The 22,264-nt window shown below is 73.0% G+C and carries 23 protein-coding genes; 14 read left to right on the top strand and 9 right to left on the bottom strand.

What is annotated here, in order from left to right; translation table 11 throughout:
- The 9 genes from GBN72_RS08005 to GBN72_RS08045 all read left to right on the top strand — a co-directional run.
- A partial coding sequence (locus GBN72_RS08005) for a carboxyl transferase domain-containing protein (RefSeq protein ID WP_281371492.1) occupies positions 1-269 on the top strand: 269 nt, incomplete at its 5' end.
- A gap of 55 nt (positions 270-324) precedes the next feature.
- Positions 325-912 (top strand): ScbR family autoregulator-binding transcription factor, encoded by a 588-nt coding sequence (locus GBN72_RS08010; RefSeq protein WP_164540492.1) that lies wholly within the window; start codon positions 325-327, stop codon positions 910-912.
- 280 nt (positions 913-1,192) lie between these two features.
- Positions 1,193-2,032, top strand: a complete 840-nt coding sequence (locus GBN72_RS08015) for an AfsR/SARP family transcriptional regulator (protein ID WP_151771029.1) — start codon at positions 1,193-1,195, stop codon at positions 2,030-2,032.
- A gap of 65 nt (positions 2,033-2,097) precedes the next feature.
- Positions 2,098-2,793, top strand: a complete 696-nt coding sequence (locus tag GBN72_RS08020; RefSeq protein ID WP_151771030.1) for a phosphopantetheine-binding protein — start codon at positions 2,098-2,100, stop codon at positions 2,791-2,793.
- Positions 2,794-2,804: 11 nt separating this feature from the next.
- Positions 2,805-4,529: a beta-ketoacyl synthase N-terminal-like domain-containing protein gene (locus GBN72_RS08025; protein ID WP_151771031.1), complete on the top strand. Its 1,725-nt coding sequence runs from the start codon at positions 2,805-2,807 to the stop codon at positions 4,527-4,529.
- A complete protein-coding gene (locus tag GBN72_RS08030; RefSeq protein WP_151771032.1) occupies positions 4,526-5,329 on the top strand; it encodes a 4'-phosphopantetheinyl transferase family protein in 804 nt (267 codons plus the stop codon). The genes GBN72_RS08025 and GBN72_RS08030 overlap by 4 nt, the downstream gene beginning before the upstream one ends.
- A gap of 112 nt (positions 5,330-5,441) precedes the next feature.
- The gene (locus GBN72_RS08035) at positions 5,442-7,253 is read left to right on the top strand and encodes an acyl-CoA dehydrogenase family protein (RefSeq protein WP_151771033.1); all 1,812 of its coding nucleotides are present in this window, start codon (positions 5,442-5,444) and stop codon (positions 7,251-7,253) included.
- Between the two features lie 63 nt (positions 7,254-7,316).
- Positions 7,317-8,291 (top strand): helix-turn-helix transcriptional regulator, encoded by a 975-nt coding sequence (locus GBN72_RS08040; protein ID WP_151771034.1) that lies wholly within the window; start codon positions 7,317-7,319, stop codon positions 8,289-8,291.
- 79 nt (positions 8,292-8,370) lie between these two features.
- A complete protein-coding gene (locus GBN72_RS08045) occupies positions 8,371-9,234 on the top strand; it encodes a tyrosine-type recombinase/integrase (protein ID WP_151771035.1) in 864 nt (287 codons plus the stop codon).
- Between the two features lie 235 nt (positions 9,235-9,469).
- On the opposite strand, the gene GBN72_RS08050 is transcribed toward GBN72_RS08045, so the two are convergent.
- Positions 9,470-10,699, bottom strand: coding sequence for a ParB/RepB/Spo0J family partition protein (locus GBN72_RS08050; protein WP_151771036.1), 1,230 nt, complete (start codon positions 10,697-10,699; stop codon positions 9,470-9,472).
- Entirely contained in the window at positions 10,696-11,859 is a 1,164-nt protein-coding gene (locus GBN72_RS08055; RefSeq protein WP_151771037.1) for a ParA family protein, read from the bottom strand. The genes GBN72_RS08050 and GBN72_RS08055 overlap by 4 nt, the downstream gene beginning before the upstream one ends.
- A 411-nt stretch (positions 11,860-12,270) precedes the next feature.
- Here GBN72_RS08055 and GBN72_RS08060 point away from each other — a divergent pair, with 411 nt between their 5' ends.
- Positions 12,271-12,660, top strand: coding sequence for a thiol-disulfide oxidoreductase DCC family protein (locus tag GBN72_RS08060; protein WP_151771038.1), 390 nt, complete (start codon positions 12,271-12,273; stop codon positions 12,658-12,660).
- Here GBN72_RS08060 and GBN72_RS08065 read toward each other — a convergent pair.
- From GBN72_RS08065 to GBN72_RS08085, 5 genes are all read right to left on the bottom strand, one after another.
- Positions 12,647-13,300, bottom strand: a complete 654-nt coding sequence (locus tag GBN72_RS08065; protein WP_151771039.1) for a hypothetical protein — start codon at positions 13,298-13,300, stop codon at positions 12,647-12,649. The genes GBN72_RS08060 and GBN72_RS08065 overlap by 14 nt on opposite strands.
- 13 nt (positions 13,301-13,313) lie before the next feature.
- On the bottom strand, positions 13,314-13,757 hold the full coding sequence (locus GBN72_RS08070) for a hypothetical protein (RefSeq protein ID WP_246212362.1): 444 nt from the start codon (positions 13,755-13,757) through the stop codon (positions 13,314-13,316).
- 76 nt (positions 13,758-13,833) lie between these two features.
- The gene (locus tag GBN72_RS08075) at positions 13,834-14,235 is read right to left on the bottom strand and encodes a DUF6009 family protein (RefSeq protein WP_151771040.1); all 402 of its coding nucleotides are present in this window, start codon (positions 14,233-14,235) and stop codon (positions 13,834-13,836) included.
- Positions 14,232-15,683: a DNA primase family protein gene (locus GBN72_RS08080; RefSeq protein WP_164540586.1), complete on the bottom strand. Its 1,452-nt coding sequence runs from the start codon at positions 15,681-15,683 to the stop codon at positions 14,232-14,234. Before GBN72_RS08080 ends, GBN72_RS08075 begins: the two co-directional genes overlap by 4 nt.
- A gap of 80 nt (positions 15,684-15,763) precedes the next feature.
- On the bottom strand, positions 15,764-16,882 hold the full coding sequence (locus GBN72_RS08085) for a bifunctional DNA primase/polymerase (protein ID WP_151771041.1): 1,119 nt from the start codon (positions 16,880-16,882) through the stop codon (positions 15,764-15,766).
- 678 nt (positions 16,883-17,560) lie between these two features.
- Here GBN72_RS08085 and GBN72_RS08090 point away from each other — a divergent pair.
- Positions 17,561-18,136 carry a hypothetical protein gene (locus tag GBN72_RS08090; protein ID WP_439959756.1) on the top strand — a complete coding sequence of 192 codons (576 nt, stop codon included), beginning with the start codon at positions 17,561-17,563 and terminating at the stop codon, positions 18,134-18,136.
- 52 nt (positions 18,137-18,188) lie between these two features.
- On the opposite strand, the gene GBN72_RS08095 is transcribed toward GBN72_RS08090, so the two are convergent.
- Complete coding sequence (locus tag GBN72_RS08095) at positions 18,189-18,998, bottom strand: hypothetical protein (protein WP_246212364.1); 810 nt, start codon at positions 18,996-18,998, stop codon at positions 18,189-18,191.
- 164 nt (positions 18,999-19,162) lie between these two features.
- On the opposite strand from GBN72_RS08095, the gene GBN72_RS08100 reads away from it, so the two are divergent.
- Both GBN72_RS08100 and GBN72_RS08105 read left to right on the top strand, forming a co-directional pair.
- Complete coding sequence (locus tag GBN72_RS08100; RefSeq protein ID WP_164540495.1) at positions 19,163-19,528, top strand: hypothetical protein; 366 nt, start codon at positions 19,163-19,165, stop codon at positions 19,526-19,528.
- Positions 19,525-20,601 (top strand): site-specific integrase, encoded by a 1,077-nt coding sequence (locus GBN72_RS08105; protein WP_151771044.1) that lies wholly within the window; start codon positions 19,525-19,527, stop codon positions 20,599-20,601. Before GBN72_RS08100 ends, GBN72_RS08105 begins: the two co-directional genes overlap by 4 nt.
- A gap of 118 nt (positions 20,602-20,719) precedes the next feature.
- Here the strand turns inward: GBN72_RS08105 and GBN72_RS08110 are convergent, their stop codons facing one another.
- Positions 20,720-21,601, bottom strand: a complete 882-nt coding sequence (locus tag GBN72_RS08110; RefSeq protein WP_151771045.1) for an SGNH/GDSL hydrolase family protein — start codon at positions 21,599-21,601, stop codon at positions 20,720-20,722.
- Positions 21,602-21,688: 87 nt separating this feature from the next.
- Between GBN72_RS08110 and GBN72_RS08115 the strand changes: the two genes are divergently transcribed.
- Complete coding sequence (locus tag GBN72_RS08115; protein ID WP_151771046.1) at positions 21,689-22,264, top strand: TetR/AcrR family transcriptional regulator; 576 nt, start codon at positions 21,689-21,691, stop codon at positions 22,262-22,264.

The following is a 22,264-nucleotide window of genomic DNA, read 5'->3' on the forward strand; positions in this document are numbered from 1 at the left end:
AAATCGCCGTCATGGGCGCCGAAGGCGCCGCCAACGTCATCTTCCGACGCCAGATCGCCGACGCCGACGACCCCGAAGCCATGCGCCGGAAGATGGTCGACGAGTACAAGGCGGAACTGATGCACCCCTACTACGCGGCGGAACGCGGCCTCGTCCACGACGTCATCGATCCCGCCGAGACCCGCGAAGTCCTCATCAGGTCCCTCGCGATGCTCCGCACCAAGCACGCGGACCTGCCGTCCCGCAAGCACGGCAACCCGCCCCAGTGAGGCGTCCGCGACGGGGTACGGCGGCAGGACGACGATGACAGGAGAAAGGCTCGCAATGACCAAGCAGGAGCGGGCGGTCCGGACCCGGCACGCGCTGATACAGGCGGCGTCGGAGGTCTTCACCGAGGGGGCGTTCGCGTCCGCCTCGCTCTCCGCCGTCAGTGGCCGGGCCGGAGTGAGCAACGGCGCGCTGTACTTCCACTTCAGCAGCAAGAACGCCATGGCGGTCGCGGTGCAGGAGGAGGCGTCCGCGCGGCTCGCGGGGCTGACCGCGGCCGCCGAGGCGCGCGGCGGCGGAAGCCTGCACGTCCTGGTCGACGCCACCCACCTGCTCGTGTCGCTCCTGGAGTCGGACAGCGTCGTGCGGGCCGGCTTCCGCCTGGCCCACGGCAGGGACGTCGAGGGCGGTGTCGATCTGAGGCGGCAGTGGCACCGCTGGGTGGAGGACACCCTGCGGCGCGCACTGACCGAGGGGCGGCTCGCCGTGGACGCCCCGGTCGACGCCGCCGCCTCCGCCGTCGTGGCACTCACGACGGGGTGGGAACTGCTGAGCTCCCAGGACCTCGACTGGCTGTCCCCGGACACCGTCACGGCCTTCTGGCAGCTGCTCCTGCCCCGTCTGTCCGACGAGGCGGTCGCTTAACAGACCGCGTGGTCTCTTTGCGGGGTCGGAGTAACCGACCCGCTGGACGCATGTCGGCTGCTTCGACGGTCGACGCATGAACGAACCAGCACCCGCTGCACGCCAACTACCAGCGCGTACCGGTAAGTTTACCCTCGATAAAAACAGGACGGTCGGTTTCTTATTGACAAACCGTGCGTCCTGTTTTTAACCTCAGGTGCTCCCGCGAGCCGTCTGGCCGGCTCGTCCGTGCGGGGGGGAGGAAGCACCTACACATGCAGCGCATGGAGGAGAAGAGACCATGGACATCTCTGTGCTGGGCGGGCTGGTCGTCCGGGAGAACGGCGTCTCCATAGCGCCGACCGCCCCCAAGCCCCGACAGGTACTGGCGCTGCTGGCCTTCAACGCCGACCAGGTGGTGTCCGTGGCCACGCTGTCCGAGGAACTGTGGGGCGCGCGGCCTCCGCGCAGCGCCAAGGCCACCCTGCAGACCTACGTGCTGCAGCTGAGGGAACTGATCGCCTCCGCCCTGCTCCAGGACCCCGCCGAAGCGGCTCCCCGCACGGCGAAGGACGTCCTCGTCACCGCCCCCGGCGGCTACATGCTGAAGACCTCGCACGCCGACAGCGACGTCCAGGAGTTCGAGCGGCTGGCGGGGCTGGGATACCGCTCCATGGACGCCGGCGACTACACCGCGGCGGCACGGCAGCTCCGCGAGGCGCTGGCCCTGTGGAAGGGGGACGTGCTGACCGACGTGCAGACCGGACCGCAGCTCTCCCGCGAGGCCCGCAGGCTCGAGGAGAGCCGGCTGTGCGCCCTGGACCAGCGGATCGAGGCCGAACTCAGGATCGGCCGCCACCGGGAACTGCTGGGGGAGCTGTCCGCGCTGGTCAGCCGGTACCCCACGCACGAGGCGCTGCACGGCCAGTTCATGGTGGCGCTGCACCGCTCCGGCCGGCGCTCCGAGGCCCTGGAGACCTACCAGCGGCTGCGCCGCACGCTGGTCCGCGACCTGGGTCTGGAGCCGTCGCCCGGCATCCGCAAGCTGCAGCGTTCCCTGCTGATGACCGGCCCCGAGCAGGCGCCCCACACGGCGGTCGCCGTCGGGCACGGCGTCGACCGCCGCGCCCACGCGATCTGACGCGGTCCGGCGGGCCGTCCCGCGCCGCGCCTCCTCTTCCGTCCGACCGTCCTGGAGTTGCCCCCATGCTCAGTGTCCCTCCGCGCCCCGACGCTCCCGAGGGGTCCCTGCTCGCGCTCGTCAACCTCACCGCCGAGGTCGTGGCGGTGCTGGCCGACGTGCTCCAGCTGAAGCCCGAGCAGATCGACCCGCGGCAGACCTTCCGGGTCCTCGGCCTCGACTCCATGCTGGCCGTCGAGTTCGTGGCGGACGTCAACCGCCGGTGCGGGACCGCGGTCCGGGTAGGGGCCCTGGCGGACCACCCCACCCCCGTCGCGCTCGCCCGGCACGCCTCGTCCACCCTCCCCTCCGCACCCCTGGCGTCCCTGGCCTCCCCGCCGTCCGCCGAGCCGGAGGACGAGCGGCCGGTGGCGGACACGCGGACGGCGCCCGACGTGCTGGGCGTCCGGCACGTCCTCAAGGAGGAGCTCGCCGCCCTGCTGTCCTGCTCCCCGCACGACATCGACGAGCAGGCCCCGTTCCGCCTCCTGGGCGTCGACTCCATCCTGGGAGCGGAGTTCCTCGCCGCCGTGAACCGGGTGTACGGCACGGCGGAACGCGGTCCCGTCCTCCAGGACCACCCCACCGTGGCGGCGCTCGCCGCCCGTCTCGCCCGCACCCTGGCGCCCCGGCCCTGGGACGTCGACTCGGTCTTGGACTTCGTGCGCGACGGAAGGCTCGGCATCGACGAGGCAGTGACCCTCCTGTCGCAGCACGGCTGAGGCGGACGGCGATGGACGTACGCGACGTACTGACCCGCTACCGGGACGGACTGCTGGACCGCGCCGACGCGGCGCACCTGCTGAACTCCCTGACCGGCGCGACGGCCGAGACGCGGGAGACACCTCTCCCGCCCGACGACGCCCCTGCGCCGCACGGCCCTCCGGTCCGGGCGAGGCTCCGCCAACGCCCCGGCCCCGACGCCGTCGGGCCCGGCCCCGTCGGCCCCGACGCCGTCGCCGTCGTCGGCATGGCCGGCCGGTATCCCGGCGCGGACGGCCTCGACGCCTTCTGGGAGAGCCTGCGCGAGCCGGCGCCCGCCGTGCCGGCCGCACCCCTGCGGCCCGGCCCGCCGCTGCCCGAACAGGCCCGCGGCGCACTCCTGCTGGACGCGGTGGCGGAGTTCGACCCGGAGTTCTTCGGACTCGCCGAGGACGAGGCACGCCTGATGGACCCGCAGGAGCGACTCCTGCTGGAGACCGCCTGGGAGGCCCTCGAACAGGCCGGGCTCGCCGGATCACGGCTGGACACCCTCACCGGCCGGGACGGTCGGAGCCGGGACGTCGGGGTCTTCGTCGGGCTGTCGTCGGCCGACTACCACCTGCTGGGCGCCGAGGCATGGGCGCGCGGCGGGCGGGAGATGCCCCAGGGCCACTCCTGGGGTCCCGCGGGACGCCTGGTGCGACTGCTCGGCCTGAACGGTCCGCCGCGCAGCCTGTGGGGCTGCGGCCTCACCGCCGTGGAGATGGCGGTGGCGGCGGTGGCCGCCGGGGAGTGCGCGGCCGCCGTGGCCGGCGGGGCGGAACTGCTGCTGCATCCCTCACGCGCCCGGTCCGGCGCCGGCGAGGGAGTGGGCGCCCTGGTGCTGCGGCCCCTGGGGGACGCCCTCGCCGACGGGGACCCGGTGCTCGCCGTCGTCCGGACCACCCCGGCGGGCGCCTGGCCGCCCGCGCCGGACCGGGAGGCGGCGGCCCTCCACGAGAGCTGTGACGCGGCGGGGCGGCGGGTCGGCGACGCCGGTGCCGCCACCTCGATCGCCGCGATCACCGCCGCGGTGCTGCACCTCGACCGGGGCGAACGCGCACCCGCGAAGGACGACGGGCGGCTCCGGCCCCGGAACTCCCCCCGCCGCGCGGTCGTCGCACCCGCGCGCCGCCACGACGACCAGACCTCCGGATGGGGCGGCCCGGGCCCCCTGATCCTCGAGGAGTGCCCGCCGCTCCCACCGGAACCGGCACCGGGCCACCCCGCGGACGGTGACGAGGCGGTCCTGCTCTCCGGGCCGACCCCCGGCCACCTGGCGGCGTCGGCACAGCGGCTCGCCGACTGGCTGGACACCCAGGACCCGCAGACCCTCGACCTGCCGGGGCTCGCCGGGGAACTGCGGCTGCGCAGACTCACCGGGCCGTGCCGCCTGGCGATGGGCGTCCAGGACGCCCCGGGCCTGCGTGCCGCCCTGGAGGCGTTCCTGCGTACCGGCGAGGGCGCGGCCGACCTCCGCAAGGACACCGGTGACCCCCACCGGCTGAGCGGCCTGCCGGAGACGGACGCCTATCTCGCCGCGCTCTGGCGGGCAGGACACCGGGCGCAGGTGACCGGCCTGTGGCTGACGGGGGTCCAGGTCCGCTGGCCGGCTCTGGACGCCGGGCGGGCCCGCCGTCCCGGCGCCGCGCCGCCCACCTCGGTGTTCCTGCGGCGCCCCCTGTGGCTGCGCGACGGACAGGAGGCCGCAGGATGAGCGTGGCCGCACAGCCGGCGACCCGCACGGTACGGCTGTGGTTCTGCCCCGACGAGGAACTGGGCCCCGAGGTCGCCGCGGTGCTGGGCGACCACTGGCTGGACGAACACGAACGGCAGACCCTCGAGCAGTTCCTGTTCGACCGCGACCGCCGCCAGTACCTGCTCTCCCACGTGCTGGTGCGCCGGGTGCTGGCCCTGGAGTGCGGCGTCCCGGAGAAGGAGGCCGACATCTGGCGTTCCTCCCGCGGCCGGCCGTTCCTGCGGAAACCCGCGGGAGGACTGCCCCGTGACGGTCAGGAGCTCGACTTCAACCTCTCCCACGCGGGCGGCCACAACGTCGTCGGAGTGGTGCGCCGCCACCGGATCGGGGTGGACGTCGAACGGCTCGACCGGGGCGACCAGGGCTTCGACACCATCGTGCAGACCTTCGCGCGCAGCGAGCAGGACTGGGTCGCCCGCGCCGCACCCGGACGGAGCCGGGACCAGCGGGTGCTGCGCCTGTGGACCCTGAAGGAGGCGTACACCAAGGCGCGCGGACTGGGCCTGGGCCTGCCCTTCGACAGCTTCTCCTTCCGACTCGACGAGGACCGGGGCGTCCTCGGGTTCCGCCCGCCGGACGACGACCACGGGCACCGGTGGCGGTTCCTCGAACTCGAGCCGGTGCCGGGCGTGCTCGCCGCCGTGGCCGTGATGGCGGAGGAGAACGAGGAACTCGTCCTCGAACTGCGGCACGGCTTCCCCTGGAGCAGGAAGGCCCCCCGGACCCTGGCCGTTCCGGAGTACCTCGGGCCGGCCTGACCGGCCCGCCCAGCCCGGCGCGAGCGATCCTCCAGCGGCTCTCGAACACTCTTCCAGCGGTTCGTCGGACGGTGAGACATACCGATCCGACGAACCGTGGGGAGCGCTGGCCATGGGTGACCTTCCGCCGGTCCTCGACGCGCGGCGCGACAAGACGGACGGCCCGGCGGCCACACCCCGCCACCGGGTCGCCACACCGCCGGCCACACCGCCCGGCGCACCGTCCCGCACCCCACCCGGCAACCCGTCCCGCACCCGGCCGCAGCCCTGGACGCCACGAGCCCAGGAGCGTCCCGCACACCCGGACCGTCTGCCGACGGACACGGACGGCGCCTGCCCCCCGAACGGGGAACCGCTCCTCGGCGAGGACGTCACTGATCAGTTCGTCCCCGCCGAGGAAGGCGGGCGGCTGGTCCGCCCCGACATCCTCGCCACCGTGCTGCGCCCCCTGTTCCGCCACCACGCGGACCTCGCCCTCGTCCACCGGGTCACCTCGCTGTCCGCCGCGACTGCGGTGTGGGCGGCGGGAACCCCCGGCCAGCGCCGCCGGCTCGCGCGGCGACTGCTGGACGGCGGCCACCTGACACTCGTGCCCCCGGAGACCGGACCGCGGGGCACCGCGCGCTACGGCGGGATCCACGCCCGCAGGTCCGCGCGCGCCTACGTGCTGCACGGCAACAGCGACCTGGCCGTCGGCACGGCCCGGGCCGGCTCGAGCCTGGTGTACGCCCGCACCGCACAGGGCGACGTGCCGCACAGCCACACCGCCCTGCTGCTGGACACCGAACCGCTGTCCGGCCCGGCGCGCCGGCCGCACCGGACGTCGGCCGACCACTCCCGCACGACGCCGCACGCCGGGCCTCCGGCGAAGGACTGCCCGGTGCCGCTCGACGCCCTGGTGGGCGAGGAGGGCGAAGGCACCGCCCTCGCGCTGCGCACCCTCCCGTTCGGCCGTCTGCTGATCTGCGACGGACTCACCGCGGCGGCCGGCACGGCGCTCGGCGAGGCGGTCCGGGCGGCGACGGCGCACCGGGCGGGACCACCGCGCGACGAGCACCACGCCAGGGTGCTCTCGGGGTTCTTCGCCGACCTGCTGGCCTGCGCCGCGCTGACCGGAGCCGCCCTGCGGGCGACGAGCCTGACGCCCCGCCAGGCCGCCCTGCCGGCCGCGGCGGCCGGATGCCTGGTACCGGAGGTGCTGCGCGACGGCCTGGAGGAGCTGGCCATCGTGCTGGGTCCGGTGGGCCACCCCCGTCCGGGTACCGCACCGGCCGGGTACACGCGACTGAGCCGCCTCCTCCCGGCCGCCCTGGCCGGACCCGCCGGCCTCGCCCTCTGCCGGGCCGTCGTCATCCCCTGGCTACGGGGATCGACGGCCAGGCCCGCCGCGCCCGAACCCGACGGGCGGCTGTTCGCCTCGGGGGCCGGCCTTCCCCCCGCGGACCTCCGGCAGCTCGGCGCCGGGGGCGGGGACGACATCCTGGGGGCGGCGCTGGAAGCCTCCGCCCAACGCCTCGACGGGGCGCGCCGGCTCGGCGGGACGGTGGCGCTGCTCGCCGAACTGGCGCAGGCGTTCCTGACGGAACTGCGGCTGCTGCGTGAACGCCTCCCGCGCACGACGGTCATGCCCGGACCGGCCGCCGAGCACTCGCTGCGGGTCCTGGGCGACCGCTACGCCGTGATAACCGCCGCCGCGGCGGTCCTCGGCACCTGGGAGAGCCAGGACGGCCGCGACCCGTTCATGGCCGATCCGTCCTGGGCCGTGCTGGCCCTGTCCCGTCTGCTGGCGCGGATCGGCCGCCCGGCCGCGGGCGCCCAGGCCGACCCCGCCGGGCCGCTCGGCGCCGTGCTCGCGGAACTGACGGCCCGCCGGCGCACCGGGCGTTCCTACGACATCGACGGGCTGGTGCCGAGCACGGAGTGAGAAGTGCTGCACACGCACGCACCGACCGCCGTACGTCACGCGCACCGACCGTGTGGAGGAGCAATGCTGGAGATACTGGGTCTGTCCGCAAGGGCTGAGAGGGTCTACCGCGCCATGCTCGCCCATCCCGGCCATGGCGTCGCCGCCCTCGCCGAGGAGGCGTCGCTCGGCACCGCCGACGTGAGGCAAGCCCTGGACGAGCTGGGCGACCTGGCCCTGCTGCGAGCGTCGTCGACGGGCGCGAACGCGCTGCGCCCGGTCAGCCCGGAGGTGGGACTGACGGCTCTGCTGGCGACGGCGGAGTCGGAGGCGGCGAAGACGCAGGCCCGCATCGAGGCCACCCGGGCGGAGATCGCCGCGATCGCGGCCGAGCACGAACGCCACCGCGGGATTGACGGCGCTCTGCGGCTGGAGGGGATCGACGCGGTGCGCATCAGGCTGGAGGAGCTCCAGCGGATGACCCGCTCGGAGGTCCTCTCCCTCAATCCCGGGGGAGCGCACCGCCCCGACGCGCGGGCCGCCGCGCAGCCCCTCAACCAGCAGGCGCTGGAGCGGGGCGTGGTGATCCGGGCGATCTGCCGCGACAGCTTCCGCAACGACGCCGACACGCTCGCCTACGCCCAGTGGATGACCGGTCTCGGCGGCTTCATGAGGACCGTCCCCACCGTCCCGCTGCAGATGATCGTGATCGACCGCAAGGTGGTCGTCCTGCCGCTCGACCCCGGCGACCCGAGGGCGGGCGCCCTGGAGGTGCGCAACGCGGCGATGGTCGCGGTGGCGTGCGCCCTGTTCGAGCAGGTCTGGTCCGTGGGCACACCGTTCGGTGAGGCGCCCCAGGTCGACGACAAGGGATGCACCCCTGAGGAGACCACGCTGCTGAGGATGATCAGTCAGGGCGACACCGACGAGGCGGCGGCCAGGAAGCTGGGCGTCTCACTGCGCACCGTGCGCCGGAGGATGGCGGAGCTGATGGACCGCCTCGGCGCGTCCAGCCGTTTCCAGGCCGGCGTCAACGCGGCCAGAAGGGGCTGGATCTGACATGCAGGTGATCCGACCCGGCGAGCAGCCCGCCCGTCGCCGGCGCGGCGCGCCCCCCGGGATCCGTACCCTGGTGCCCATGCCGACCGTGTCCGAAGCAGCCGCCGGCCAGGACGACTGGAAGCGCCAGGACGCCCGCGCGGCGATCGACGACTTCCTCGAGAGCCTGCGACGCGAGGGGTACGCACCCGCGACCTGCCGACTGCGCGCCATCCTGCTGGCCGAGTTCCTGGAGCACGTCCTCGGCAAGGAGAAGACGGCCGCGCTGACCGCCGGCGAACTCCTGGAGCCCGACCGTGCCACGGCATGGCTGGAGGCGGCCGCCGAGGGAGCCACCCGCCGGCGCAACACGCTGCGCGGGCCGGACGCCCGGGCGGCGGAGGAGTCCCAGCGGGCCCGCGTGCAGAGCTACAACTCCCTCGCCTCCCACCTCGGCGCACCGGAACGCATCGAGATGCCCCCGCAGGGCGCCGGCGAACACCTCACTCCCGACGAGGCCGACCGCCTCCTGCACACGCTCGCCGTCAAACGCCCCACAGGCGCGAACGCCGCGACCAGCATCCGCACCGCCGCGGTCGCCGCCCTCGTCGCGGGCACCGGGCGCACGGTCCCCGAACTGCACAGGCTGCGCACCGACGACATCGACCTCGACCAGCGGGTCGTCCACCTCGACACCGGGTCCCATCCCCTCGACACCCGTGCCGTCGAGGTCCTGCGCCGCTGGCTGGACGTCCGCGGCCACATCACCGCCCGCCTCGAGGGCAGCGACCCGGGCCACCTCTGGATCCCCACCAAGCCCGGCCGCCCCCGCGACGGCGCCGAAGCTCTCAAACCGGGCATCAACCGCGCCGCCGTCCGCACCCTCCACGCCGCCCACCGCACCCTGGTGCTGCAGCTCCTCGGCCGCCCGGTGCGCCCGGGGGCACTGCTCCGGCGGGACTGAACGCGGGCTGGCTCCCGGGCGGGATTATCACGCCGTGATAGTTCCGCCGGTCGCCACGCCCGTCCCTGGCGGGGAGCCGGTGGCCACGGCGGAACCCTCCCCGGATTATCACGGCGTGATAATCCGGGCCCGCGGCGGTTCTCCGTCCCGGGTTGCGGTGCAGGGCGTTCACGTGCGAGAGCCCCGTCCCGGGATGCGGCTCCGGGGCGGGGCTCTTCGACTGGCGCGGGGAAGGTCACTCCCCCGCGTCGGCGGCTCGCAGGACCTCCGCCAGAAGCTCCGGGTCGTTCTGCCGGAACTGCTTCAGGAGGTAGGTCACCATGGCCTTCAGGTCACCGGGCGACATCTTCCGCTCGAGATGCATGCCGATGTAGAGCGGCTGGTCGTACGGCAGCCTCTTGGGCTGCTGCGCCGGCTCGGCATCGGGGACCGTCTGCGCGGCCCGGGGCACGGGAACCACGTCGGAGCTCTCCGCGGGAGCGGCGGCGGGTTCGTCACCCACCTCTCCCCCACCGTTCGGCCGGCCCGCTGCCGCGGCAGCGGTCACCGCTTCACCGACCGGCGCGGCGGCCGGAACCGCCGGAACAGTCGGTGCCTCCGGAGCAGACGGTGCCTCCGGAGCAGACGGCACCGATGCCCGGGCAGGTGCCGGCGTGAGCGTCTGCGTGGGCGTCTGGGCGGTCTCAGGGTCGCGAACTATCACGGCGTGATAATCCGTGCTCCGCTCCCCCGCCGTCGCCTCGGCGTCCGGCTCCCGCCGCGCGGCCGTGGCACGCTCGTCCGCCTTGGCCCTCTGCTCCTCCGGCGAGAGCTTGCCCAGGTTGCGGACGTGCTCGACCTTCCGCACCCCCTCGACCAGGTCGCGCTGCAGTTCCGGGCTCAGCTTCAGCAGCGACAGCTTGCTGGAGATGGTCCCCTGCGGAATGCCGAGCCGCTTGGCCGCCTTCGTCTGCGAGCCGTAGTGGTCGACCAGTGTCTGGAGTGCCTGGGCCTCCTCCAGATCGGTCATGTCGTCGCGGTGGTAGTTGGCGACGAACGCGGCCTCGAGCAGCGCCTCGTCGCTGCTGACGCGGGCGTTGTCCACGCGCACGGGAATGGTCGCGAGCCCGACCCGGCGGGCGGCCTCCAGCCGGCGGTGACCGTCGATCACGATGTACTGGGCGCCCTCCTCCAGGTCCCCGGCCCGCTCCGGCCGGTCCCGGAGATAGGCATCGACCGTGGCGACGACGATCGGCAGGATCACGCCGAGCTCGCGCACCGTCTCCACCGTGTCGTCGAGGTTGCGCAGGTGGTTGCGCGGGTTGTCCGGGTTCTCGCTGATGAGAGGGAGAGGAAGCTCCGTCAGCGAGGCCAGCTCGGAGGACTCCCCACCGGTCACGCGCTCGATCGCCGTCCGGCGGGAACTGCGCGCCCCACGGGCCGCCCCGAACGCGGGGGCGGCCCCCAACGTGTCCGCCTTGCTCATCGGCCTGCTCCCTTCGCGATCTGCCGCATGGCCTCGGCCTGGTCACTGTGCGGTGCGTACGCGAGCAGCGGCCTGCGCATGCGGACCGCCTCCCGCTGCTCCTTCAGATCACTGATGACGGCGAGGACCGGCGGGTCGCCGATGCTCTTCCACTGCTCCAGCGAGCTGGTGGCCACATAACCCCGGCGGGAGTCGTAGAGGTTGACGACGAGTCCGAGGTAGTCGATCTCCATCCGGAGGTCCTCGCAGAGGTCCTCGATCTGCTGCGACAGCATCGTGTAGGCCGTGGCCGACGAGTCCTCCGCGAGCACCGGGATCAGCACGCCGGAACGTCCCGCGGCCTCGCCACGGCGGCGTCGCCCGTAGTAGAGGCCGGCGTCCATGGCGATGCCGAGGCTGGGCGGGCAGTCCAGGATGATGACGTCGTACTCCGACTCGACCGGCCGCAGCGCCATCTCCAGCGCCGACTCCTTCTGGAAGCCGCGCTTCTGGGCGGACAGTATGCCCAGGCTGGAGTCGAGGAGGAACCCGTCGAAGCACGACGGGAGCAGGTGCAGCCGCTTCTCGAAGCGGTCCTCCTCTATCACCGTGACCAGCTCACGCAGGTCACCGTCGGACTCGCCCCGCATATGGGCGACGAGGCTGTCGTGGTCCGGCTCGATCTGCGGGACCCCGAGCTGCTCGCTGAGGTGGCCCTGCGGGTCGTAGTCGACGAGGAGAACACGCTTGCCGGCCTCGGCGTATGCCTGGGCGATACCGGCGGAGACGGCCGTCTTGCCGACGCCGCCCTTCTGGTTGCAGACAACGATGCGGGCGGGCTCGTCACCACGGACGTCGGAGCGGGGAGAGGGGTGGGCGTCGAGCCACCCGCGGACCGACTGCGCCAGCCCCTGCGTGTAGGAGACGCCCCGCTCCGCGCAGGTCTCCTTGAACCGGTCGTACAGCCCCGTCGGGAGCCACGTCGAGAACGACTTCGCCCCCGCGGTGTCGATGTCGGGTGCCGGCCGGCTGCTCGCACGCCAGTCGGTGACGGCTGCGGTGACCGCGTCCTGGATGTCCAGGCCGAGTTCGGCGCATCGGATCTTGAGCTGCTGCTGGAGAGCCGAGGGCAGCTTGGACGCTACCTTTTCCCGGTCTCCATCAGGGTAGGGAGAGGACATGACGTCAGCATACTGACGCCGGTGGGGAAATTGGTGCAGGCTTGCCGCTGATTGCTCAGGTTTCGCTCCCCGAGCTGGCCGCGTCGCCGCTCGCGGGTTGTGCGGGTGCGCTCCGGACCGGCCCCGAGCGTCGGCTCCAACTCGCCCTTCGCCCGGCAACTATCACGCCGTGATAATCCGCCGCCCCGGCGCCCACGGGCCACCGATCCCGCACCCGGCACCCGGCACCGGCACCGGCACCGGCGCCGGCACCGAACTATCACGCCGTGATAATCACGGGCCTTCCAGCGAGGCCCGCCTGCCGTTCGCGAGCCGACATCCGAAATGCCTGATCCAGTAGCTCCTGCGCGGTTCGTTCACGGTAGCGTCGAGACGTCAGCTTCACGGCAGCCGACGAGGAACGAGGCACCCATGCGGAGCCGGCCTGTGCTGGTCTATGACGGAGACTGCGGGTTCTGCAGCGTCTCGGTCGGGTTCGCCGAGCGGCTGCTCCGCCCCCGCTGCACGGCGACGCCGTGGCAGTTCGCGCCTCTGGAAGCGCTCGGCGTCACCCAGGATCGCGCCGAGCACGAAGCGTTGTGGGTGACCCCGACCGGGGCCGTGTACGGCGGGTCCCAGGCCGTCGCCAAACTGCTCCTGAGCGCGCGCGGCGGCTGGCCGGTTCTGGGGGCGCTGCTCACCCTGCCCCCCGTGCGGTGGGCCGCTCATGTCGTGTACCGGTGGGTGGCGGACAACCGCTCGCGGCTGCCGGGCAGCACGACGGCGTGTGCGCCGAGGACCCGGGGCGCTACCAGCCGGTGAGGTCGACCAGCCGGGAGCAGTGCGGGTCGGCGTCCCCCGGTGCGGTCCCTTCCTCCTCGGTCAGGGAGGGAAGCGCGGCGAGCACGGCCGTGAGGGCTCCGGAGAGACGAACGTCGGCGGCCACCACGGCGGTGTCCTCCTCGCGGTCGCAGTACAGGCGCATCCGGTCGGGGCCACGGAGCAGGAAGCCCCGCAGGCGGGGAACGGGCCTCTCCTCGGTCCACGGATGGACGAGGGTGCGCAGCACGACGAGCGCGAGGTCCCCCTCGTCCGGGTCGGCCGGCTCCACCGCGGCGGGATCCACCCGGACGAGCCGCATGCCCATCACCGTGTCCGTGCGGCTGCTGGAGAAGATCTGGGTCCCGGTGTGCAGGGCCCGCACCATGCCGAGCACGTCGTCCGCGCCCGCCAGATCCCCGGCATCGCCGGCCGTGCGCAGGGGAATCTCCCAGACCGTCATCTCCTCCGGCTCACCGCCCCCTGGAGGGCCCACGACGACACGGACCGCCTCGGAGGGAGGCGGCGACGGCAGGACACCCCGGATGAACTGCCCGTCGGGCAGCGGGGCGCGGAAGTAGGGAAGCAGCGGACCGACGATGTCCGCCTGCTGCTCCGCGATGTCGTCGTACGTGAGGGTCACGGGCGTCACCCTGTCACTGGTTGAGCCAGCTCGGGCACCTGTTCATGCCCTTGCAGTAGGCGGTGATGACGCCGATCGTCTGCCCGGGACCGGCGTCGTAGCGCGCGTCGGCGGTCTTGCGGGCGTGCTGGGCGATGACGACGACCTGCACCCGCCGGTTGCCGCTCCAGGCGTAGGCCCAGTACTCGAGGCGGGCGCCGCTCTTCCGGTCGGGCTTGCCGTCGATGGCGGCGTTGACGATCCTGCACTTCTTGATGTTGTGCGGGCCGGAGAAGTGCTTCCACCCCAGCTCGGTGTTGCCGGCACGGGTGGCGATCATCCTGCCGTCCCAGTCCTTCTGCCGGCACTTGACCGTCTTGTCCCAGGCCGGCCCTGCGTGGGCGGGCGTGACGAGGCATGCGGCGAGAAGAGCCGCTGCGGCCGTGGCCGTCACCGCCGTCGGTGCGAGCCTTTTCATGAGGCCACTGTGTCACTCCGTTGGCCGCGGGTCCTCCCGTCCTCCCCGCACATCACCGGTTCGGCCCAATGCCCGGTCACAACGGCAGCGTTATGCCCAGCTCCCGCATCGCGGTCGACGGAGGGCCGCCTTCGGAACGCTCCGTCTTGTAGCCCTTGACACCCGCGGCCACGGTCCGCGGGTCGACGGCCTCGGCCGGGGCGCCCTTGGTGTACAGCCCGGTGGGGTCGGTGTCCCGGTCGTGGGGGAGGAGCCAGAAGACCCGGCGGCGGAAGGTGCCGGAGGAGCGGGAGGGCTTGGCGCCGGGCCCGAGGATGGCGTAGCCGACCATGCGCCCGTCGCGGTGGTAGGCGGGCTTGCCCTTGCGGGTGGGGAGGCGGTCGAGACTCTGCCGGACGTAGTCGAGGGCCTGCGGGTCCTCGAGCCAGACCAGCTCGGTCTCGTGGGCGATCTCCTCCTCGCTGATCAGGGAGCTCATGCCGTTCCCTCACCTTCCTGGTCGGCGAGCAGTCCGATGCCCGGGTAGTACTTGCGCTGGTTGGAGGTCATCATCTGCCTCGGTGAGCTGAGCCCGACGAGTTCACGGGTGCGGGCCGCGAAGGCGCGGGACGTCATGGCGGGCGCGCCCTCGTTGCGGCACCACGCCCGGTAGGCCGCGTAGAGGCCGGACTGTTCGGCCCTCAGTTCGGCGCCGAGGACGCAGCGTTCGTCGTAGAACCGGCCGGTGTGGTCCTCGGTCTCGGCGTAGGCGCTGGTGGCGATGCGGACGCGTTCGGGGCCGGTCAGGTCCCGGGCACCGTTGACGTACCGGCGGGCGCCGTCGATGAGCCAGCCGAGGATGCCGGGGCCTTCCTCGGTGACGAGGATGTCGGCAAGGTTGTCGATCTTGCGGTCGTCGGAGACGGTCCGCTCGAAGGGGATCAGCCGCATCCGTCGCCAGAAGGCGAAGCCGCCGGTGCCGACCTCGGGGCGGTGGTTGCCGAGGAGCCAGAGCTTGTGGGTGGGCTGGAAGCTGAAGAAGTCCTGCCGCATACGGCGGGCCTTGATGCGGTCGCCGCCGGTGAGGAGCTTGACGCGCGCCTCGTCGAACTTGTCGCCGTGCTTGACCTCTGAGCAGACGATGACGCGACGTCCGTGGAGTTCGGCCAGGTCGGTGGGGTGGCCCTCGTAGGGGCGGGCCATCAGGAAGCCGGGCGGGGCGGCGTCGGCGTAGTCGCCGAGGAGCTTCATCAGCACGTCCAGGAGGACGGACTTGCCGTTCTTCCCCTCGCCGAAGAGGAACGGCAGGATCTGGCCGCCGACGTCGCCGGTGATCGAGTACCCGAGCAGCAGGTGCAGGAAGTCGATCATCTCCCGGCCTTCGGCGTCGTCGCCGAAGGTGTCGGTGAGGAAGCGGTCCCAGCGCGGGGTGCGGGTGTGGCTGGGGCCGACGGTGGTGGACCGGGAGTGGAAGTCCTTGTTCGGGTCGGGGGCCTTCACCAGGCCGGTGCGCAGGTCGACGATGCCGGCGGGGGTGCACAGGGCGTAGGGATCGGCGTCGAGGAGCGCGGCGTTGAGGACCATGCCGGGGGCGGACCGGGCCTGGGTGAGCATGGCGTTGATGCCGGTGGTGGACAGGGCGCGGCGGCGGTGCTGCTTGAGGGCGGCGGCCGTGAAGAGGCCCCGGGGGTCCTGGTCGGCGATGTTCTCGGCGAGGTCTCCGGCGGCCCACAGGACGGTGTCGTCCTCGTCGATCTGCCAGCGGGTGCCGTCCCAGCGGTACCAGCCGATGCCCGGGACGTGCCGGTAGTCGTTGGAGTAGAGCTTGACGAAGAGTTTGGCGTTGCCGCGGTCGCTGAGGGTGTCCGGGAGCAGCCCGGCGGCCGTGGCCTCCCCGGCGGCGGGAGAGGCCGCGGGGCCTCCCTGTGCGGGCAGCGGGAGGGGCATCTGGGCGCTGCGGATCTGCGCGGCGACGGCCTCGGCGTCGAAGAGTGTCCCGTTGCCGGGGCTGGGGGGCAGGTTGACGGTCACGGGCGGCGCCCTCGGCTGTAGAGGGGATGCCGCAGGCCTGCGGCCAGCCCGCTGCGGATGATCTGCTGGGCACGGCGTTCCTGTCCCGGGCGGACGGCCGCCGCGGTGTCGCGGAGCGCCTTCTCCGCGTCGTCCCGGGGCAGACGCCCGGCGGAGACGAGGCCTCCGAGGGTGTAGGCGGCCCGGTTGAGGGCGTCGGAGAACCCGGCGCCCTCGGATGCCTGCCCGCAGGCCCGCACAGGGGCCAGGACGGCCTCCAGAGTGCTTCCGATGCGCTTGGCGCCGCCTCCGGCCGCCAGGACCGCCTGCTGGGCCCTGGGCGGCACCGAGCGCGGCCCTGAGGGCTGCCGGGGCGTGGCGAGGTGCCCGGTGCGCTCGAGTTCCTGCGCGAGCCAGGCGGGGAGCGGGGCGGGGACGCGGGTGTCCCCGACGGGCGTGTAGGCGCCGTCACGGGTGACGGTCCCGGGGGCGACGATGTAGCCGCCGTGGCCACGGACGTCGACCTGCCAGGCGAGGGCACGGCCGGCGCTGGAGCCCGCGGAACTCTGCCAGCGGCGGCCGTCCGGGACCCGGTACCAGATGTGCATGCCGCCCGAGGGCGTGCGGACGCGCAGCGTGGTGACGTCCTCGGCGGGCGAGGGCCGGGAACGCAGCGCGGCGAGGACGGCGAGCGTGTGGAAGCCGCTGGACAGGCCGGTGAGGTCGACCTGCTCCCCGATCGGGATGCCCGGCAGCAGCCGGTCACGGGTCGGGGGTTCGGCGGCATGGGCGTCGACGTCGACGACGACCAGCCGGGCGGGACCGCAGGCGACTCCGACGCCGAAGTCCGGCCGGGCACCCCACCAGTCGTAGATGCGGGCGGGGTCGAGGGTTGCGGCGTGGAATCCGTGGCACCAGCGTCCCTGGGGGAGGCAAGGACACTCCGCCGGGGTGTGCGGGCGGGTGCGGCAGCTCGCGCAGTTGGCGGCGGGCGTCTTGCGGCCGGCGGACAGCGGGTGGACGGGCCAGCCCTGCTCGGCGCACCGGAGGGCGGTGCGGACGGCAGACTCGGCGACCGGGGGCCCAGAGGGCGACCCGGTTGAGTCGCTGCGAGAAAAACGCAGCTCAGCAGGCATCTGCGTCCCCCATCAGCGACCGAAGCGACTCAACGACGGACACAGCCTAGCGAAGAGTGGCGGTGGCTCCGCGTACCCCTGTGGAAACAGCGTCGGAGACGTGTCGAAGGGCCCTCGGAGACATCTGTGGAGCTGATGACGGGCATCGTCGCGCTCCGGTTCCCGGGCGTCGCGAACGGCAGCGACTGAAGGAAGAGCGAACAGCGACCGAAGCACTTCGGTCGCTGCTTCAGTCGCTCGACAAAACCGCAGGTCACAGGCTTGCCGCAGAGAAAACAGCGACTGAAGCGACTCAACCTCTCTATCTATCACGCACACACGCGCACGCACTAAGGGCTTATATACCCCGAAGTTTGGTCGCTTCGGTCGCTGCCCTTCAGTGAAACGCCCCCTGACCTGCGCTTTGTATGAGCGACTGAAGCAGCGACCGAAAGCCCTTCAGTCGCTGTTCTTCAGTCGCTGTGCGCCTCCGAGGGCCTCAGGAGGCCCTCTTCGCCCTCTGCGGGCTGATAAAAGCAGCGACCGAACGGCCGCGGCAGCGACTGAACACAGCGACCGAACGGGACGGGGCCCGCCCGCCCCCGCTGTGCTGGGGTTTTCCCCGAAGGAGCGTCGCTTCGGTCGCTGTCCGGCACCCCCTCGGGCCCCCGGTCCGGGCTGTCGGTCAGGCCAGTCATGATGGGTGCCGTGGACTACAGCCTCGTGATCGCCGCCGCACAGGCCGCCGGACCGTGCCCGGAGGGCCAGGAGGCCGACTGGGGCCGCCGTGTGCACTCCCTGACCGTGGACCTCCACATGCTCGCCCAGCAGGCCGCCCAGGACATCGCCCGCCTGGAGAGCGCCAAGCGCTTCGTCGCCTTCCTGGAAAAGGTGGAGATCGAGGAGACCAGCCGCCGGGGCCTGCTCACCCTGCGCTCCCCGGCAGGCGATGCCGAGCACATCCGCACCGAACAGCAGGAGACCGACCGCGGACGCCGCCTGATCGAACGGGCCCGTTCCCTCGAGGGCCGCTGGGTGCTCGTGTACCGCTACAACGAGGCCGCCGGCGCGGCCCGGAGCATCCGCATGCTCGCCCACCTCATGGATCTGGGCGAGGGCGCCCTCACGGTCAACCTGGCCAAGAAGATCCTCCTCGACGACACGGAGGGCTCCATCCCGCGCGCCCAGGCGGCATGGACGGCCGCGGGGCTCCCGGAGACCGGCAGCGTCACCGTGGAGCAGCTCCAGCGGGCCCGGGAGGAGATCACCCCGTGAGGAGCCCCGCCCGGGCCTCTGCGGGCGTGTGAGGCCGTCACGTCGAAGCCGCTCAGGAGGGGTTCGCCACCAGAGCGGCGACCGCTTGCAGCGCGGCGAGTGCGTGGGGGTGGGTGGTGGGGGGCTGACCGATGGTGCGGTGGTGGTGCTGGAGGTGGCGGAGGGCGGCGGCGAGGTAGCGCTGGAGGCTCTCCTGCTGGATGGCGGTGGTGCAGTCGGTGAGGACGTAGGCGGCTTCGTCGAGCCAGAAGTCGGTGTCGTCGTCGGCGGTGAGGTGTTCGCGGTGATCGAGGAGGCGATGGGCGGCGGCGGCGACGAGGGGGTGGCGTTCGGTGGCGGCCTGGCGGCGTTGATGGGTGGCGCGTTCGCGTGCGGCGTGGCGGAGGCGGGCGGCGGCGAGGGCTTCGGGGGTGCGGCGGACGGGGCGGTCGTCGTCGGTGGCGTCGGTGAGGGCGGCGGCGGCCAGGCGTTGGGCCTTGTTGTAGGCGGCGGAGGGGGCGCGGACGGCGAGGGGGGTGGTGAGGTCGGCCCAGGTGGCGCCGGCGTCGCGGGCGGCGGTGACGGCGCGCATCTGGTGCAGGTCGGTCTGTTCGCGCAGGTGTTCCCATAGCAGGACGCGGGTGAGGGCGGCGCGGCGGCGGACCTCGGGTGCGGCCGCATCGAGTTGAGCCGCGTGGCGTTCGGTCCATTGCAGGGCGGCGTACAGCTCGGTGTCGTCCGGCATGGTGTCCGCGCCGCCGGCCGCCTCGTGCAGTGCCCGCAACTCGCTGACCAGGGCGTTCGTGTTGACCTGGCCGATGCGCACGGGTGCCTTGCGCAAGGGTGCGGCGGCGTCGCGGGCGGTGTTCTTCTTCCTCGCCATGGTTGCTGATTGTGCCTCATCTGCTGGTTTCACATTCTGTGAATCTCCCTCGCCGGGTGGCCGACGGCGGGGGCTGGCGTCGGATAAGCTCTCCTTATCCGATGTCAGAAACCGTGGCCCGACGAGGCCTTCGGAGCCACCCCCGGGAGCAGGAGAGCGATCCGTTGCTCGACGTGAGCGTCACCACGGCGGCCGGCCGCGAGGCGGTCGTCCACGCCGAGAGCCTCACCCCGCCCGCCGCCGCACTCGACGACGCCCTGCAGGCCGAACTCTTCGACTTTCTCCTCGAGCGGTTCCGGGCCTCGGCCGCACGGCCGGACCGCCGTCACTGCCCGACCCTGCTTACCGCCTGCCCGGACCCCGTGCTGAGCGTCGAGGACGACGGATGGATCTGGGCGGACGCGGCCGTGGTGTGCACCGAACCGGACTGCATCGCCCGAGCCAGGGCCTACGAGGCCCGGTTCGCTCACTCGAACGCGCCCCGGCTGCGCCGGTCGGTCGCCCAGGACCCGCCCGAGGAGCACCGATGACCACCACCCCTCTCGTCCCGGGCCCCGCCGGCCCCGGCGACGACCGTGCCGCCCTCCTGCGGCGGTGGGCCGCACGGCACGGTGTCGACACCGCCCGGCGTTTGGCGGAGGCGGAGGACCTGGCCGACGCGGTCGCCGTCGAGACCACCCCGGCCAACACCCGCGACACGTATGCCAAGTCCTGGCGGGTGTGGGAGCGCTTCTGCGAGGCCGCCGGACTGCCGGCCGGCGAGGCCACCCGCGGCTCGCTGGTCGCCTTCGTGACCTGGATGCTCCGGGAGGGCCGCACCGACGCGTCCGGTTACGCGCCCACCTCCGCCTCCACGCACCTCGCCGGAGCCGTGACCGGCCTGCGGGCGCGCGGCCACGCGGTCAGCCGGGACGACCAGGCCGCCGCCCGCAAGGCCCTCGAGGGCCTCACCGTCCGGCTCCTCCAGCAGGGCGAACGCCGCGGCCGCGGCCAAGCCCCGGCCGCCACCGTCGCCGACCTGCGCGCCGTCGCCCGCGCCTGCCCCGACACCCTCGCCGGCCACCGCGACAAGGCCCTCGTCCTCACCTCCTTCCACTACGCCGCCCGCGCCCAGGACCCCGCCGGCCTGCTGGCCGCCGACGTCCGCCTCGAGTACCGCGGCCTGGTCGTCTCCGTCCTCACCGGCAAGACCAAACACACCGTGCGCGACGCCAAGATCCCCTACGCCGAGGACCCCGACCTCTGCCCCGTCCGCGCCTGGATCACCTACCGCCAGCGCCTCGCCGCGGAGGCCGACCCCCGCTGGAGCGCGCCCGACGCCCCGGCATTCCTCGGCATCGACCGCTGGGGCAACCCCACCGGCGGCCTCACCCCCGACTCCGTCACCCGCGCCGCCACCCGCATCAGCGACCGCGCCGGTGTCCCCCTCACCTGGACCGGCCACAGCCTGCGCATCGGCCTCGCCACCACCGCCCGCGCCCACGGCAAGGACACCATCACCATCGCCGACCAAGGCGGCTGGGCCCGCCACTCCCGCTCCCTCAACCGCTACATCCAACGCATCGACGGCTGGGACGACAACGCCGCCCAAGGCCTCGCCTGACAGGGGCCGCCGGCGCCGAGCCGTCCCTTCCGGGCGCTGCTCGGCGCCCTTTGACGTTCCGATGTTCCTCGAGTCCCGGCCGCGGCCCCGGTCACCTCCGGAGCGGGCCGGCCCCGGCCTACGGATGGTTCCTCGCGACGCCCTCGGCGGAGGACAGCCACTGAGCGGCGAGGTCGGTGACCATCGCTCCGCCGCGGTCGCTCAGGTGGATGTGATCGACGAACAGTTCGAGCCCGTTGTCGCGGGCAACCTCGTCCCAGCCGTTTCCGAGCAGGTAGTACTTGGCGGCCGCCCAGTACGCCGTGCCGAAGCCGAAGTCGTAGGTGGGCCGGTGGCTCCTGTTCCGGAGATGGCCGGTGAAGCGCTCGTTCACGGGCACGTGGCCGACCGCTGTGCGGGTGGCGATCTCCTTGATCGCGGCGTTGTAGCCGCGGAGCCTGTGATTGATCTCGGAGTCGAGGTCCTCGCCGAGCGGCGGCAGGGACATCAGCGCGATGCGGGCGGAGGTCCCGCTCCTGATGCGCTCGATGATCGCGGTCAGGTTCTCCCGGTACTCCCCCAGGGGAACGCCGTCACGGACGTCGTTGGTACCGATGAGGAGGATGACCGCATCCGGGTCGCAGGCCACGACGTCGCTGTCGATCCGTTCGCGGAGGTCCGCGCTGGTGTTGCCGTTGTCGCCGGCGTTGACGAACGCGTATCCGCGGAACTCGGGCCTCTCCCGCAGGTCGCCGACCCAGTCACGGCCGAGCGTGCCCTGCGTCATGCTCGCGCCGGCCGCGACGACCACCGGTCCGCCGCCCGCCGGGCGCCCGCCGGCACAGGCGTCGCCCGGCGGGTTGGAGGGCGCGCGCAGAAACGTCAGGTAGCCGACGCTGCCGGCGGCCCCCAGCACCGCCAGGGCCAGCGCGCACAGGGCGATGACGATCCACTTCCGCGCCGCCTGGCGCTCGAGGCGCCGTCCGTCGCTGCCAGGGATTCCTAAGACGGTGATACGCATGCCGACCCTCCAGATGGGGTTAGTGAACACTAACCCGAGGGTGCGCTAGTGTTCACTAACCTGTCAAGCGGGGGAGGATGGACGGCGATGAGCACACGGGAGCGGATCCTCGACGCGGCTGCGGGCATCCTGCGCACCCGTGGCGTCGTGTACGCCACGACCAAGGAGATCGCGCAGGAGACGGGCGTCTCGGAGCCCACGTTGTACAAGTACTTCGGGGACAAGGAGCGGCTGCTGCTCGCCGTCCTGGAGGAACGGCTGCCCGGCCTGTCGCGCCTCTCGGTCCGCCCGGGCGAGGGCGACGTCGAGGAGAACCTCGCCGAGCTCGCGCACGCGGTCCTGGACTTCTACCAGCGGTCGATCCCGATGCTGGGCGCGCTCCTGGCGGACCCGCAGCGCATGGCGGCACACCGGGTGGCCATGAGCCGGCACGGCGGCGGCCCCGAGAAGGCGGTCGCCGGCTTCGCCTCCTACCTGCGGGCCGAGCAGGGCCTCGGGCGCATCGCCGAGGACGCGGACCCGGACGCGGCGGCGGCCCTGCTGATCGGCGCGTGCTTCCAGGAGGCGTTCCTGCGCTACTACGCCCATGGCCCGGAGGCTGACGCCGCTCCGCGTTCCCGCGCCGAGGCCCTCGCCCGAGCGGTTGTCAGACCACTGCGGTGA

The organism is Streptomyces abyssomicinicus (genome assembly GCF_008974245.1).
In the GTDB taxonomy this organism is placed as follows: domain Bacteria; phylum Actinomycetota; class Actinomycetes; order Streptomycetales; family Streptomycetaceae; genus Streptomyces; species Streptomyces abyssomicinicus.